Raw genomic sequence first — 14,432 nt, 5'->3', positions numbered from 1 at the left:
TCTCAGCCCCTCATCACGCTGGCGGCGTCCTGGACGGCGCGCACGATCTTGTCATAGCCGGTGCAGCGGCACAGGTTCCCGGCCAGGCCGAAGCGGATCTCCTCTTCGGTCGGGTCCGGGTTCTTGGCCAAAAGGTCCTTGGCCGCGATCAGGAAGCCCGGCGTGCAGATGCCGCATTGCAGGGCGGCATGTTCGAGGAACTTCTGCTGCAGCGGATGCAGCGTGTCGCCATGCGCCATGCCTTCGATGGTCTCGACCTGCCGCCCTTCCGCTTCCGCGCCCAGCACCAGGCACGAGCAGACCAGCCGGTTGTCGACGATGACGCTGCAGGCGCCGCAGTCGCCGGTGCCGCAGCCTTCCTTGGCGCCGGTCAGGCCGAGCCGGTCGCGCAGCACCTCCAGCAGGGTCTCGTCGGGCTGGCAGAGATATTCGACGGCATCGCCGTTGATCGTCGTGGAAACCGCGATACCGGCCATCATTTGCCTCCTGCACGTTCGTAAGCGGCGGTGGCCACGCGTCTGGCCAGCACGCCCGCGACTTTGCGTCTGAACTCGATGGTGCCGCGCTTGTCGTCGATCGGCCGGCAGGCCCCGGCGCAGACCTTGGCCAGCCGCTCCAGCGTCGCCTCGTCCAGTTTCGAGCCGACCAGCACCTCGGCGGCCTCCTCGACCAGCAGCACGGTTGGCGCGGCGGCACCCAGCGCCACGCGCGCCGTCCGGACCGTGCCCGCCTCGTCCAGCGTCAGGTTGACGCCGGCGCTGACCACGGCGATGTCCATTTCCGTGCGGGGGATGAAGCGCAGATAGGCATCGCCCGAGCGCGGGGCGCGTTTGTCGAGCAGGATCGCCTCGATGATCTCGCCTTTGGCGAGCGAGGTCCGGCCCGGCGCGGTCGGCACGCTTTCGACGGCAACCGTGCGCTTGCCCGACGGTCCGGCCACCACGGCCCTTGCCCCGGCCGCCACCAGCGCCGGCACCGAATCGGCGGCCGGCGAGGCGTTGCACAGATTGCCGACGATGGTGCAGCGGCCCTGCACCTGTTTCGAGCCGATCAGCTTCGCCGCTTCGACGACGCCCGGCCATGCCTTTTTCAGCACCTTGTTCTCGCCCAGCACCGCGCAGGGCACGGCGGCGCCGATGCTGAAGCCCTCCGTGGTTTCCCGGATTTCACTAAGGCCGTTGATCGCCTTGATGTCGACGATCAGGTCTGGTTCGACGAACCCGCCCTTCATCCGCACCAGGAGGTCGCTGCCTCCCGCCAGGACGGCGGCCGTGCCGGACGCGCCGACCAGCTGGCCGACGGCATCCTCGATCGTAAGCGGACGTATGTAGCGCATCGTCTCCCCTTCACTGGTTGAGCATAGTTATAGAGGCTCCTCCGGCAATGGTCATCCGGGGACGCGCGCTGAATTTGTGTGCCAGGAGTTTAAGGGGGGCGCAAACACCCGAGGCCATGGCCGAGGACCGGGCGCGGCGCCTCTTATCTCCCCCCTTGCGGGGGAGAAAGGATTTTCACGATCTTAGCGAGCACGCCCGCAGGGCGGCACAGCTAAGTCGTAGAAATCCAAGAGAGGGGATATTCAGCTGAGAGGCTTCTTGAATGAGCCCCTCTTTTCCCGAAGAGATGAGAGAAGCAGATTGCTGGCGTTGTGCCGGCAAATCCCCTCTCTTGCGATTTCTAGCACTTAGCCTGCGCCGCCCTGCGGGCGTGCTCGTCTAAGATCGTGAAAATCCTTTCTCCCCCGCAAGGGGGAGATAAGCGGTGCCTGCGGCTCGCAGCGAAGAATGGAGAACCCTGGTGGAAAGACAAGGCACCCTGACGCACCCCCATCGCGCCCTGTTGACATGGTCTGTCCACCGCCACAGACATTGCCGCACTGCGAGGGACGGCATCATGAAGACACTGATCGCGGCGGCGCTGCTGGCTGCCATCTTCACCGGCACGGCGGCGGCCGAGCCGCAATTCGCCGACTATCCGGCCAAAACCTATCTGAAGGGCAAGCCGGTGCTGCCGAAATTCACCGGCGACACCGCGCAGTTCCGCACGCGCATCCGCAACGGCATGAAGGACGGCCCGAATTTCGCCGGCCATTTCAGCCTGATCGAGATCGGCTGCGGCGGCTCCTGCATCTTCACCTTCCTCATCGACGCCCGCACCGGCAAGGTGGTGGATTTTCCGCTCGGCGGCGAGGAGTATTACCAGCTGCAGATGAAGTACGGGCTCGACAGCACCTTGCTGCAGGCCGACTGGATGGACACCAGCGTCGGCAGCTACGACACCTGCATCCGCCGCTATTACGACATCAGCTCGGGAGCACCTAAGAAGGTTTCCGAGCAGAGCCGCAAGATCGAGCAGTCCGGATATTGCGGGGAGTGAGAGGCCAGGCGCGGCGCCTCTTATCTCCCCCCTTGCGGGGGAGAAAGGATTTTCACGATCTTAGCGAGCACGCCCGCAGGGCGGCACAGCTAAGTCGTAGAAAATCCAAGAGAGGGGATATTCAGCTGAGGTGCTTCGCAAATGAGAGCCCTCTCTTTGTCGAATGCGAGGGACGCAGATTGTCAGCGTAACGGCTGAAAATCCCCTCTCTTGCGATTTCTAGCACTTAGCCTGCGCCGCCCTTCGGGCGTGCTCGTCTAAGCTGCTGAAATCGCTTTCTCCCCCGCAAGGGGGGAGATAAGCGGGGCCTCGCCTCGCAAGGGGACAAGAAGCGTCGGCGCCTACGCCCCGCACACCGCCATCGTCCTCGCCTTCTGCCATCCGCCCACGAACACCAGCCCGAGGCCGGCCGCGGCGAGCAGGCCGCCGGCGATGGAGACCGCGGCGTAGCCGAGGCCGAGGCTGATGACGGCGGCACCGAGTGCCGCGCCCAGCGCGTTGCCGAGATTGAAGGCGCCGACATTGATCGAGGAGGCGAGGCCGGGCGCTTCGGCGGCCGCCTCCATCACCCGCATCTGCACCGGCGGCACGATGGCGAAGGCAGCACCACCCCAGACCAGCAGGCCGATGGCGACGCCGATGTGGCTGGCGAACAGCAGCGGCAGCACCAGCATGATCAGCGCCAGCGCGGCGAGGAAGATCTTGGTGGCGCCGTCGAGCGACCAGTCGGCCAGCCGGCCGCCCAGCCAGTTGCCGATGGTGAAGCCGACGCCGATCAGCGCGAGCGCCAGCGTCACGAAGCTGCCGGAGGCGCCGGTCAGCGTTTCCAGCGTCGGCGCGACATAGGTGTAGAGCGTGAACATCGCGCCCGCACCCATCACCGTGGTGGCCATGGCCAGCAGCACGGCCGGGCGCGTCAGCACGCGCAGCTCGCGCTTGACATCCGGCATCTGGCCGCGCTCGCCCTTCGGCAGCGCGAACCACAATGCAGCAATGGCAAAGAGTCCGATCAGCGCCGTGCCGGCAAAGGCCATGCGCCAGCCGACCTGCTGGCCGACCCAGGTGGCGGCCGGCACGCCGCCGATATTGGCGATGGTCAGCCCCATGAACATGGCGGCGACCGCGCTGGCCTGCTTGTCCTTCGGCACCACGCTGGCCGCCACCACCGCACCCAGGCCGAAGAAGGCGCCATGGTTGAGGCTGGTGACGAGGCGGGCGGCCAGCAGCGTGAAATAGCCCGGCGCCATCGCCGACATCAGATTGCCGATGGTGAAGATACTCATCAGAAGCATCAGCGCCGTGCGCTTGCCGAAGCGGCTGAACGCCAGCGTCATGAACGGCGCGCCGACCAGCACGCCGATCGCATAGGCGCTGATCAGGAGCCCCGCCGTCGGGATCGACACGTCGACCCCTTGCGCGATCACCGGCAGCAGCCCCATCGGCGAGAATTCCGTGGTGCCGATGCCGAACGCGCCGATCGCCAGCGCCAAAAGCGCCAGCCGCGCGGAGGGGGTCGCCGTCGCGGCGGCGCCTTTGCTATCGTTGGTGTTCATCACATCAGTGCTCATGGCTTCAGCCTTCACTGCGCCCTTTTGGGCATCGGGTTGTTGAAACGATCAGCCGACTCCCCGGTGTTCGGCATATTCTTTGGTTCGCTGCGCGGCTCGCCTTGCCTTCTCCCACAAGGGGAGAAGGAGCCGTCAGCGACGGGGCCTTTCATGTGACGCCCACCTCACACATCCCACGCCGGCGCCAGCCCCGGTGGAGACACCAGCCGTCCATCCGCCCGCGCCAGGGTGGCGATCGCCGCCATGTCGGCCGCGTCGAGCGCGAAATCGAAGATGGCGATGTTTTCGGCCACGCGCGCCGGGTTCGCCGTCTTCGACAGCGCAACGAAACCCTGCTGCACCAGCCAGCGCAGGCCGACCTGGGCGGCACTCTTGCCGTGCTTCGCGCCGATCTTGCGCAACACCTCGTCCTGCGGCACGGCGCCGTCGGCCATGCCGTAATAGGCGGTGATCGCAACGCCGGCTGCACGCGCCGCCGCCGCCAGTGCATGCTGCGGCAGATAGGGATGCAGCTCGACCTGGTTGGTGACGATCGGCACCGAGGAGCGTTCGACCGATTGCCGCATCTGCGCGATATTCTGGTTGGAGACACCGACGAAACGTGTCTTGCCCGCGGCCTTCACCGCATCGAGCATGTCGATCTGGTCGGCGACCGGCACCGTGTCGGCCGGCCAGTGCAGCAGCAGAAGGTCGACCCGGTCGACCTTGAGCTTCTCCAGGCTTTCATCCACCGAAGCGGCGAACCGGCCTACGCTGTAATTGTCGACCCACACCTTGGTGGTCAGGAACAATTCATCGCGCCGCGCCCCGGCGCGCTGCAGCGCGCGGCCAAGCGCCGCCTCGTTCTGGTAGATCTGCGCGGTGTCGAAATGGCGGAAGCCGGCTTCGAGCGCGGCCGGCACCACCCGCTCCACCTCGGCGTCCGCCATGCGGAACACGCCGAAGCCGAGCGCCGGGATGTTTGCCCCATGGGCGGTGACGGTTAACATGGGCGATGTCCTTCTTTCGGCCGCCGCGAACCCGGCGATTTGTTTCAGGCCATCACATAATCAGCCGCCCGAGGCTTGATTATCCCGTCACCATTCCCATCATCTGTGAAACGAAATCACAGGCGGGCAGGCCATGGACAACCGCACCGGTGAAATGCAGGTGTTCCTGCGCGTGGTCGAGGCGGGCAGTTTCTCGGAAGCGGCCCGGCTGCTGCGGCTGACGCCGTCGACCGTCAGCAAGCTGGTATCGCGCGTGGAGGCGCGCCTTGGCGTGCGCCTGATCGAGCGCTCGACACGCGCCCTGTCGCTGACCGCCGAGGGCCAGCTTTATTACCAGCGCGGCCAGGCGCTGTTGCAGGAGCTCGACCGGATCGAGCAGGAGATCACCTGCGGCGCTGTCGCCACCGGCGGCACGGTGCGGGTCAACGTCTCGGTCGCCATCGGCGTGCTGGGGCTGGAACCGATCCTGCCCGACTTCTGGCGCGCTTATCCCAACATCGCCGTCGACCTTTCCCTGAGTGACGAGATCGTCGACCTCTATCTCGACCGCACCGACATCGCCTTCCGCATCGGCACGCTGCCGGATTCCGGCATGCTGGCGCGCCGCATCGGCACCTCGCGCCGCAAGATCGTCGCCGCCCCCGCCTATCTCGAGCGCGCCGGCGTGCCGCGTTCGGTGGAGGATCTTGCCCGCCACAACTGCCTGGGTTTCAACTTCCGCCGCGCCGAGCCGGTGTGGCCGCTGAAGGAAAGCGGCCGCATCGTCGACCGCGCCGTCAACGGCTCGCTGCTGGCCAACAATGGCGAGACGGTGCGCCGCATGGCGCTGGCCGGCGTCGGCCTCGCCCGCCTCGGCGGCTACCACGCCCGCGCCGACCTTAACGCCGGCCGCCTGGTGGAAGTGCTGGCCGACGTGGTGGAGCCCGACGAGGAAGAGATGCACGCCGTGTTCCTGGGCGGGCAAAGGATGCCGCAGCGGGTGCGGGTGTTCCTGGATTTCGTGGTGCCGCGGCTGCAGGGGTTTTTGGAGGGGTGAGTTTTCTGCGAGGGACGGCACTATAGTTGACGCCTACAGGCTCGTCTCGCGATAGTTACTTCGTCGCAGCTTTCGAGTTGCAAGTGCTAGTTCCCGGTGTGTTACACGATGGCAGTTCGCGCAAAGGCACTCCAAATCGTCAAGCATTGTTACGTGACCATCTTCCATGTCTTTAACGTGATTCTTGGCATGATGAACCTCAATACATGCCTCTGCCACCTCAACCTCATAGTGCTCGGTTGGATTCATTTTGCACCGTTCACAATAGAGAAAGCCGTGTTTCGCAGTGAAGTCGGCTTTCTTCCTATAGGATAGCCTCGGATCTCGCTCCCTGCGCATGTGCATGACAAGTTTTAGCGTGCCCTCGCTCGAACCATTGTCGCTGTCTGCTGACGGCAAGACGCTCTGTGCCTGTACGACTTCCTCTGGGGTGGGAGCCGGTTCGTCTTTCGAAACTATCAGATACCCCGCCGCTTCGATAATTCGGAAACTCGGCTGGCCGAACTCTGCAGTGAACTGCTCCGGCAGGACTTCGCTCCCTAGCGCCTCTTCTAGCGCTAGTCCGAAAACCCGCTTAGGAGCAAGTCGCGTTCCATCGTCGAGTAAGACGTCATATTCCTGTGAGCCGTTGAAGCGCGGGGCATCTTCATTTGAACGCAATCTCCAGATCGCATTGTCAATATGCGAGGAGGTGACCTTGCCCTGTTCCTCCGCGCTCAAGACACCGAGTTTATCTTTCCAATCCATGAGCTTCAGGACGGAATGAATTCTCGCCTGCGAATTACCCAGCGTCTCAATACGCAGTGCCTTCGTCGAATTACCCCCCAAAACTCCGGGTGCTTGTCCAAAGTTCTTTGCTCTGGATCTGATTAGTCTAACGACTTGCTCGTCACCCAGTCCTGAGAGTTCGCTTGCATCCATAAGGAGCCGCTTTTCAAGGGGCAGTTTTCGCGCTGGCAGGCTATCAAGCAGAACGCGTGCTATCCTGGATTGATTAGGACTGTCGCCCGATCGCAAACGCCGCACTATTGTTAGAAGCGCCTTTTCATAATCTGTGTTTCGAGGTGGTCTCCCGCCCGTCGCACCACCACGGCTGTGTAGAAGAATGTTGGCACCATCCAATTCAATTTGTGCGTCATAACTATTAGCCGATTCGCCATCTGAAATGGAGTAAATCAATTTCGGTTCTCCAATAGAAAGCTCGATGTCACGCTATAAGATCTTGAGCGGACATCGCATTTAGAATCACCTAAGCTTCTCCTTCGAGAGGAGCAACTATGCACTGTATGCATCCGCACTGCCCAATGGCGTCGGGCGCCTTCACGTGGGCTGATGTCGTCGCCCATCCATCTATGGCGGTGAAATCTGCTACGCAATCTCTGCTGGTAGCGGCCCTTGGTGCATTTGGTCCGTTGTCCAACCCATCCCTGACTATGCCCTTGCCCAACATGCTGCGTGGGCAGCGCAAAGCCATCCTGTCTCTGTGCCCGTGCCTCTACAATCAGGTTGATGAAAGGCCATCCCCTCGCGCTATCGTGCATTTCTGCGAAATCACATTGGCGGAGCGCATTAACTCAGCCAACGTTCACGATGCATTCAAGGTGCAGCACCCCGGCTTACTTCCACCATTTGCCTTTCCCCCGGCACAGCAGCCAGGTAAGAATGGTGGCGCTATTATGGAACTGCTCTGCAGCGAAGTGCTTACGAATGAAAACATTCCTGATATGCAGAGGGATGGAGAAGACTGGCCGATCTGGAATATGCCGGGTCATGTTCTGCTAAATGAAGGTAAGATGCAGTCGCTAAAGGCGTTTGGCGATATCCTTATACCGTGCGGGCCAACTAACCTTGTTATCTCCGTCAAAAGCGAGGCTGCGCGCGAACGGTTACTCTACTCCTCTAACGCCATCGAGGGCATTGGCTTCGGGTTCTTCAAGCAGCCTGAGGAGTTCTGGACCGCTAGCAGGATGAACCTTTACAAGCGGATGGGTTTCTCGGCCATCTACATACCTGACGAGACTCATAGCGCGGTGATGGCTGGGATCGTGAAAAGGAAGGCCGAAGAGCATGCGGTTAATATCAATGGTACTCCACTTTATCGGCCCTTGAGCATCTTCGGTGCCGACATGCGACGCGTGGTAGGCAAATCGAGCCTTTTGCTTTAGCAGCCTAAGATCCGTGGGCAAGCAGCCTGACATCACCGATAAATGATTCAAGTGTCTGGAGATGAGGCTGCACGCTCTTTGGAAATTTGTCGATGATCGGCTGCGGAACAACGAGCTGCACTTTAGCGTCCATCATTTCCTTAAACTGACTCTCGGACACGCCTTCCTGTAAGGTAAGCAGATGCTTTTCGGGAATGCGGTTTGCTTCGTTCAAAATCTGCCGCCATCTGTCCTTTACAGTCGTTTTCACCGCAAGCATTCGCAGCCGGGACGCCGGGAAGGACGGATCCTGATAGGCCGCCTGCGACGGAAACAGGAAATCTGGGGACTTGCCCGGTTCTGATACCGGTTGATGCGAGAAATGCTTCTCCGCAACCAGCTTCTCTTCGGTGAAAATTTCCCGGGCGTGGAGTTCCAGAGAGCGGCCGGAGCGCGACTTCCGGCGCTGAAGAATCGTTTGCGCCCTGGCGATGAAGGCGTCAACGGTAGTGAAGCCTTTCATGATGAGAGGCAGCTCAACGGCCTGCTCGACGCTCTGATAGATTTCGAACTCGCAGGCGCGGCGCTTCATCAATCGCTGATCAGGCATCAAGGCTGCGTGGGACTGCAACTCTGCAGCCTTGGCGATGATCTCTGATCCCGAAGGAAATTTTACTAGCCAGCTAGATGGTATCTCCATGGCGCTCAGCCAGCAATTAGCGCGAACGGGCGCCATAAGGCCAAGGCTGCCCTGAACGATGCCTCCAGCCGGCAGGATGATAGCCTTGCCTGGCTCCACCGGACCAACTCGATCCTCGACGAGATCCTCTTCTGTTCCATGGCGGCAAACCCACACATGGCATTCTGGCGCGATATCCGGTCGGGCGGGAAAGGCAAAAACAGTAAGGGCGCCTGTGCTGTCAGGATCGAGTAGAGCAGAGTCTCCGCCGCCAAAGTTAGTCAGCCGCGTCTCGTCGCGGCCATTCTTTCGTGCTTTGGCGCGTTTGCTGTTGTAATAGATGAGTCTGATTTTCCGAGCATCGGCATGGCTGTCGACATAGAGGTCGAACCACAGGTCAGGATTGTCGATATCAATGCGGTTGATAGCAGGGAAAACGTCAAAGAGTAGCTGCTTGGGAATGTAGGGCCCGGCTTGGTGGCTGCCATTTGCCAATGTGTCGTTGCCGCTCAGGCGTTTGACGTACCACGCATAGTCCTGACCGCTATATTCAGCCAGCCAATCGCTCAGCTCTATCATTAGAGCCTCCCCCTGATTTCGCCCCAACTCTCCTCGCTCCGCAGCCACGTCGCTGTCTGCGCTAGGGTCTCCTCCAGCCCAATGCGCCCCGGCCCCCGAAACGCACACTCCCAGATTGATAGCCAACGAATATCTCGCTCGGCCAGCATCTCGGCTACGCGAACATCTCTTGCTCGATTCGTATCAATCTTCGCATGCCAGAAATCCTGCCGCGTCCTTGGCAGTTTGAAAAGACTGCAATCGTGCCCGTGCCAGAAGCAGCCGTGGACGTAAATCGCGGCTTTGTATTTGGGCAACCACAAATCAGGTTTGCCGGGGATTTCGCGAGGATGCAGCCGATATCGGAAACCGAGGGCATGAAGACCGAAGCGTATCTGTAGCTCCGGTTTCGTATTCTTTCCCCGGATACCCGCCATCATCCTAGAGCGAGTCGCTGGGTCGACGACGTCAGTCACGTGGAAGACGTGCCATTATGCTGACAGCTTCATAGGCTCCCGCGCGGTCGCGGCCGCCAAGGCTTGTTCAATAAAGGGCAGCATATGTGAGGCGACCGCTTTGACCACAGGTACGACAACGCTATTCCCGAATTGCTTGTAAGCTTGGGTATCGCTGACTGGGATGACGAATTCTGCGTAGCCCGATTCGTCGAAGCCCATCAGTCGCGCACATTCACGGGGTGTCAGCCTGCGCGGGTTCTCCTCAGGCCCACGGTCGACAAGGATCTCGGAGCCGTCCTTGTAGTAGCGAGCACTCAAGGTACGCGCCACGTCGCTTGGTCCGACGAGACCGTAGCCGAAGCCATTGCCGGCGGCGGCATGCTTGGCTGCATAATTCTTCAGATATTTCCAGAGGTGGTCTGTAAGAATGTAGCGCTCCGAGACACGGCCTATATTGCCCACGGTGTAGTGTTTATCTGGTCCCTCCGATCCATCTTCTGGATGCAGGATTGTCTTCAGCTTTGGGCCAGCATACGAGTCCGGCAGATTGAAATCAGTGAACGAAAACTCCACTTTCAGATCCTTACGAAAACCGACAATGAAGATTCTTTCACGGTGCTGGGGGACAAAGCCTTTCGCATCTATGACTTTGAATTTCACATCGTAGTGGAGTTCATCATTCAACGTGCGAACGATAACATCGAACGTATTGCCGCGGTCATGGTTGACCAAATTTTTCACGTTCTCCAGCAAAAAGGCTTTGGGCTGATGGTGCTTAATGATGCGAGCCACGTCGAAGAATAGCGTGCCCTGCGTCTCGTCCGCAAAGCCATGGGCCCGACCAAGCGCGTTCTTTTTGCTTACGCCAGCAATTGAGAAAGGCTGGCAAGGGAAGCCCGCGAGTAATATGTCGTGCGGTGGGATGTCGGCGGCATCGACCTTCGTGATGTCGCCCTCCACTTCATGATGGTCGCAGCGATAATTCGCCTTATATGTCGCTTGCGAATACTTGTCCCATTCAGACGTGAAAACGCACTTTCCGCCAATGTGGTCAAAACCACGACGTAAGCCGCCGATACCCGCGAAAAGGTCGATGAACGTGAATTTCGGGTTCTCGTTGACGACCTGAGCGCGTGCATTCAAAAGCCCCTGCAGAACGACGATCGCAGCCTGACGTGGCTCCTGTTGCCCTCGCTCCCACCTATACAACGTCGACAGGCTGAAACCCACGATCGGCGCGAGTTCCTCCAAACTGATACCGACTTGCTGACGTAAACGAGAAAACTCAGTGGTCGAATCGCTCATGTTTCCTCGCTGGGTATTTTTTTGTCAAATTGCCAGGATTTGCCCTCGGACGCAAGAACAGAACATGCACAAAATTCGTTATTCAACGCTTAAGGTTGGTGACTGGTTGATAACTCGACTGTGATCCCTTCCTGCAGCGCTCCCACTCACCCCGCCCACCACCCTCTCCACCGGCACCACCGTCCTCAACTCCCGCCCCATCGCGCTGATCAGCAGCACGATCCTGTCATCCCCCACGCTCTCCACCGTGCCGTTCTGCCCCGTGAACGCACCCTCGTGCAGCTTCAGCCTGTCGCCCGGCTTCACCGTGGCGCGGTCCATGCGCATCTGGTCGAATTCGCCGCTGTCCTGGGCGTGGCGGATGGCCTGCACGTCAGCGCTGCTGACGGCGATCGGGGCGCCGTCGCCGGCATAGGTCTGGCTGCGCAGCACGCGTGTCACATGCTGGCAGTCGAGCACGCGGGACCAGTGTTCTGAGGCCAGGACAAGAAGGTAGCCGGGCCACAGCGGGTAGTGCTGGCGGATCCACTTGCGGTAGCGGCGATGGTGGAATTCCTTGCGGAAGGCGGGCAGGTAAACCGTCTGGCCAAGCGCGGCGATCTCGGCGCAGGCCTGGCGTTCTGATTGGGGATGGCAGCTGACGATGTACCAGCCATTGTCGTCGGCCACGCTGTAGGCCCCACGATTGTCATTCTGCGGCGCGCTCATTCTGCTGCTCCCTGTTCCCGGGCTTCTGCGGTTTCCTGGCGGCGGCCGCCGCGCTTCTTCAGCGCGTGCAGGATGGAGGTGTGATCGCGGTTGAAGATCCGGCCGATCTGCGGCAGCGACATATCCGGCCGGGCATCGGCCACCGCCTTGATGGCGTCGAACCGCGCCTGCACCAGCTTCTTCTCCAGCCGCGGCCCGGTGATCTCGGCAAGCGTGTAGCCGTGCAGCGCGCCGACGCGGCTGATGATCTCGCGTGCCGGCATTTTCGGCTCCAGCACTTCGATCGAGCGATGGGCGGCAACGGCAGCGTCCTGGCGAGCGGGCTGCGGCCTCGGTTTGCGCGGCTCGGGCTCGACGCCTTTCGGCCTGGCGTTGCGCATGGTGTTTTCGTAGCGGGCAATGAACATGGCTCAAGTGCTCCTGCGCCGGGCCATTTCCCGGCGCTTGATGAAGTTCTGGACGGAAGGGGATTGGCCGGTGGCAAGCGGCAGAGAATCTAAGACTCTTGTCTTGATTCTTTCCTCTGTATCAGTCGGCAGTCTTTGCCGGATTTCGTTGATAACACTGCGTTTTTCGGCGAGTTTCTGGCGGCCTTCCGCCGATTTCCCGTCGAGTCTCTCCCGGCTTATGATTTCTTCGGAGACCGCCTTGGAGGTGATGACATCACCGTCGAGGGTAAGCTTTCCGCGCCGGGTCAGCGTTTCGAAAGCCTTCCGAAAACTGCTCGGGCGCATGCCGCAGCGGCGCGCCAGAAGGTCGAGATCGGCACGGATCAGGATGCCGTCATGGTCGTAGAGTTCGCACAACAGCGTGATGTAGGCGGCGATCTCGTTGGGCGTCAGCCCGAAGGTGCCGTCGCGCCAGCGCTCGATGTAGAGCCGGAACCAGCGTTTCTTGCTCATGGCCGGCGCTCCACCGTCGGGCGGTGGCCGAAAGCCGCCTGTTGCAGCCCGGCGAGCTCCCGGCGCTTCTGGAGCCCATGAAAGGAGCACTTCGCCGTCGGCAAGGCGGGCTTCTGCCGGACCTCCTGGGCGGCGCGCTTGCGGCGGCTGAAATCCGTGAGCTGCTTGCCATGCACCATGCGCTCCAGCGCATCGGCCATGTCGCGGGCGGGGACGCGTTTGTCTTGAGGCGTGGCGAGACCTTCGCTTGCGCGTTCCGTCATGGCGCAGCCACCAGGCGGATCGAGCGGGCGCGGCGGGGCGCATGCGTGAGGAAGCCGCGCTCTTCCAGCCCGGCGATCATGCGGTGGATGCCGGCCTTGCTGGCCAGCCCCAGCGCGCTTTTCATCTCCTCGAAGGACGGGGCAAAGCCCTGTCGCTTTATGTAAGTTTTGACGAACATAAGCAGGTCGCGCTGGCGCGCGGTCATACCGCCGGTTCTGCCCGGAGGGTTTCCGTTTTTCACGGAACCGCGGAGGCACTCCGCCCCTTTGTTCTCGCGCTCGCGCGCCAGCTGCCGCACCACTTCGCGGGCCAGCCGCGGCTCGGCCGCGATCAGGGCGCGGGCCTTCATGCAAAGCGCCCCGGTCATAACGTCAGCACGCTCCAGGCGAAGCAGAAGAAGATGAAGCCGGTCAGCAGCGCCACGGCGGCGCCGAGCCCGGCCATGACCAGCAGATGCAATTTCTCTGAGGGCTCGGGGCCGCGCAGGTCGTCGTCGAAATCGTATTTCATCGGCGGAACTCCTCTTTGTTCGGGGCCGTTCGCTCAGGTGGAAGAGGCAGCCGACGCCCGGGCGGCGGGAGGGGAGACCTGCCCAGGCGTCGGCCGTCCGCGACAGGGCCGCGGATGGGCAAGCGCCGGTGGTGCGGCGCATGACGGAAAGCTGCGTTGGGGCGCGCCCGGCGTTGGGTGGGATCACCGTCGCCGGGAGGCGCTGTTCATGATCCTGAATATCACGCTATGTGAATTAATTGCAAGCCCATATGCGTTAATTCTTTTCACGGCGTGAATATGGCAAAACAGGCCATGGCTGATGGCGGACGTTCCAATCAAGACATAGCGATGCGGCTGGCGGCGCTGCTTGCGGCGCTCAATCGCAACCAGACGTCCTTTGCCCAGCTGATCGGCATCAGCCAGCCGGCGCTCAACAATTATCTGAAAGGGCTCAGGCGCCCGGATCTCGACGTGGCCATCGCCATCCAGTCGAAGACCGGGGTCACTCTGGATTGGCTGTATCTTGGCGACCGGTCTGGATTACCCGCAAAGATGTTGGAGATTCTGCCCGACCTTTCCGATCGCCCGCAAAAGGCAGGATCGGCGCGGAGCGAGTGACCGCTTCCCAGTCCTCGCCCAGGCAGAAGATGATCTGGCGCACATAACGCAGCACCAGCAGCGCCTCGCGCTTGTCTTCCGGCAGCTGCGTGTAGAGTTGGCAGGCCACCCGTTTCAGATGGCCGTCGGCGTCCAGCTTTGCATCCATTCCACCCACCCGCTGCACTCCTGATTGGAGCCGGTATTAGGAACCAATTCCTGTGCTGCTTGTCAAGAACGAAACAAGAACTTATACTCATCTTGTGGAAGGCTGGAAAAGCTGATCATGTCGCGTCCGGGCCAAGCGCATGGGCCCGAAATCGGCGTCGATTCCGGGAAGAGTTCATGCGCCAGAT

Annotated in this window: 18 protein-coding genes; 4 read left to right on the top strand and 14 right to left on the bottom strand. The window is 61.3% G+C overall.

Annotated elements, in window-relative coordinates:
• Nucleotides 1-2 precede the first annotated feature (2 nt).
• Nucleotides 3-476, bottom strand: coding sequence for a (2Fe-2S)-binding protein (locus tag ACFJIU_RS21985; RefSeq protein ID WP_379073191.1), 474 nt, complete (start codon nt 474-476; stop codon nt 3-5).
• A complete protein-coding gene (locus ACFJIU_RS21980) occupies nt 476-1,336 on the bottom strand; it encodes an FAD binding domain-containing protein (RefSeq protein WP_379063506.1) in 861 nt (286 codons plus the stop codon). Before ACFJIU_RS21980 ends, ACFJIU_RS21985 begins: the two co-directional genes overlap by 1 nt.
• Before the next feature lie 557 nt (nt 1,337-1,893).
• Here ACFJIU_RS21980 and ACFJIU_RS21975 point away from each other — a divergent pair.
• Nucleotides 1,894-2,376, top strand: coding sequence for a hypothetical protein (locus tag ACFJIU_RS21975; protein ID WP_379063505.1), 483 nt, complete (start codon nt 1,894-1,896; stop codon nt 2,374-2,376).
• 341 nt (nt 2,377-2,717) lie between these two features.
• Here the strand turns inward: ACFJIU_RS21975 and ACFJIU_RS21970 are convergent, their stop codons facing one another.
• Together ACFJIU_RS21970 and ACFJIU_RS21965 are read right to left on the bottom strand one after the other, a co-directional pair.
• Nucleotides 2,718-3,929, bottom strand: coding sequence for an MFS transporter (locus ACFJIU_RS21970; RefSeq protein WP_379073190.1), 1,212 nt, complete (start codon nt 3,927-3,929; stop codon nt 2,718-2,720).
• A gap of 179 nt (nt 3,930-4,108) precedes the next feature.
• Nucleotides 4,109-4,933, bottom strand: a complete 825-nt coding sequence (locus tag ACFJIU_RS21965) for an aldo/keto reductase (protein ID WP_379063504.1) — start codon at nt 4,931-4,933, stop codon at nt 4,109-4,111.
• Between the two features lie 133 nt (nt 4,934-5,066).
• Here ACFJIU_RS21965 and ACFJIU_RS21960 point away from each other — a divergent pair, with 133 nt between their 5' ends.
• Nucleotides 5,067-5,969, top strand: coding sequence for a LysR family transcriptional regulator (locus tag ACFJIU_RS21960; RefSeq protein WP_379063503.1), 903 nt, complete (start codon nt 5,067-5,069; stop codon nt 5,967-5,969).
• A 33-nt stretch (nt 5,970-6,002) separates the two neighbouring features.
• On the opposite strand, the gene ACFJIU_RS21955 is transcribed toward ACFJIU_RS21960, so the two are convergent.
• Entirely contained in the window at nt 6,003-7,148 is a 1,146-nt protein-coding gene (locus ACFJIU_RS21955) for a hypothetical protein (RefSeq protein ID WP_379063502.1), read from the bottom strand.
• 125 nt (nt 7,149-7,273) lie between these two features.
• Between ACFJIU_RS21955 and ACFJIU_RS21950 the strand changes: the two genes are divergently transcribed.
• Complete coding sequence (locus tag ACFJIU_RS21950; RefSeq protein WP_379063501.1) at nt 7,274-8,134, top strand: hypothetical protein; 861 nt, start codon at nt 7,274-7,276, stop codon at nt 8,132-8,134.
• Between the two features lie 4 nt (nt 8,135-8,138).
• Here ACFJIU_RS21950 and ACFJIU_RS21945 read toward each other — a convergent pair whose 3' ends face one another.
• The 9 genes from ACFJIU_RS21945 to ACFJIU_RS21905 all read right to left on the bottom strand — a co-directional run bounded on the left by ACFJIU_RS21945 (nt 8,139) and on the right by ACFJIU_RS21905 (nt 13,497).
• Nucleotides 8,139-9,371, bottom strand: a complete 1,233-nt coding sequence (locus ACFJIU_RS21945; RefSeq protein ID WP_379063500.1) for a type II restriction endonuclease — start codon at nt 9,369-9,371, stop codon at nt 8,139-8,141.
• Nucleotides 9,371-9,787 carry a very short patch repair endonuclease gene (locus ACFJIU_RS21940; protein WP_379073189.1) on the bottom strand — a complete coding sequence of 139 codons (417 nt, stop codon included), beginning with the start codon at nt 9,785-9,787 and terminating at the stop codon, nt 9,371-9,373. The genes ACFJIU_RS21945 and ACFJIU_RS21940 overlap by 1 nt, the downstream gene beginning before the upstream one ends.
• Before the next feature lie 54 nt (nt 9,788-9,841).
• Nucleotides 9,842-11,113 (bottom strand): DNA (cytosine-5-)-methyltransferase, encoded by a 1,272-nt coding sequence (gene dcm, locus ACFJIU_RS21935; protein ID WP_379063499.1) that lies wholly within the window; start codon nt 11,111-11,113, stop codon nt 9,842-9,844.
• A 78-nt stretch (nt 11,114-11,191) separates the two neighbouring features.
• Nucleotides 11,192-11,821 carry a transcription termination/antitermination protein NusG gene (locus ACFJIU_RS21930; RefSeq protein ID WP_379063497.1) on the bottom strand — a complete coding sequence of 210 codons (630 nt, stop codon included), beginning with the start codon at nt 11,819-11,821 and terminating at the stop codon, nt 11,192-11,194.
• Nucleotides 11,818-12,228, bottom strand: a complete 411-nt coding sequence (locus ACFJIU_RS21925) for a helix-turn-helix domain-containing protein (RefSeq protein WP_379063495.1) — start codon at nt 12,226-12,228, stop codon at nt 11,818-11,820. Before ACFJIU_RS21925 ends, ACFJIU_RS21930 begins: the two co-directional genes overlap by 4 nt.
• A gap of 3 nt (nt 12,229-12,231) precedes the next feature.
• Nucleotides 12,232-12,723, bottom strand: coding sequence for a DUF1376 domain-containing protein (locus ACFJIU_RS21920; protein WP_379063493.1), 492 nt, complete (start codon nt 12,721-12,723; stop codon nt 12,232-12,234).
• Nucleotides 12,720-12,986 (bottom strand): hypothetical protein, encoded by a 267-nt coding sequence (locus tag ACFJIU_RS21915; protein WP_379063491.1) that lies wholly within the window; start codon nt 12,984-12,986, stop codon nt 12,720-12,722. The genes ACFJIU_RS21920 and ACFJIU_RS21915 overlap by 4 nt, the downstream gene beginning before the upstream one ends.
• Nucleotides 12,983-13,336, bottom strand: coding sequence for a LexA family protein (locus tag ACFJIU_RS21910; protein ID WP_379063489.1), 354 nt, complete (start codon nt 13,334-13,336; stop codon nt 12,983-12,985). Before ACFJIU_RS21910 ends, ACFJIU_RS21915 begins: the two co-directional genes overlap by 4 nt.
• Nucleotides 13,337-13,350: 14 nt before the next feature.
• Entirely contained in the window at nt 13,351-13,497 is a 147-nt protein-coding gene (locus ACFJIU_RS21905) for a hypothetical protein (RefSeq protein WP_379063487.1), read from the bottom strand.
• Nucleotides 13,498-13,827: 330 nt separating this feature from the next.
• Here ACFJIU_RS21905 and ACFJIU_RS21900 point away from each other — a divergent pair, with 330 nt between their 5' ends.
• On the top strand, nt 13,828-14,097 hold the full coding sequence (locus ACFJIU_RS21900; protein WP_379063485.1) for a helix-turn-helix domain-containing protein: 270 nt from the start codon (nt 13,828-13,830) through the stop codon (nt 14,095-14,097).
• The last annotated feature ends 335 nt before the right edge of the window (nt 14,098-14,432 follow it).

This window comes from Mesorhizobium sp. UC74_2 (assembly GCF_042701485.1).
Classification (GTDB): domain Bacteria; phylum Pseudomonadota; class Alphaproteobacteria; order Rhizobiales; family Rhizobiaceae; genus Mesorhizobium.
Note: the sequence above shows the minus strand (reverse complement) of the source record. Positions and strands in the feature narration are given on the sequence as shown.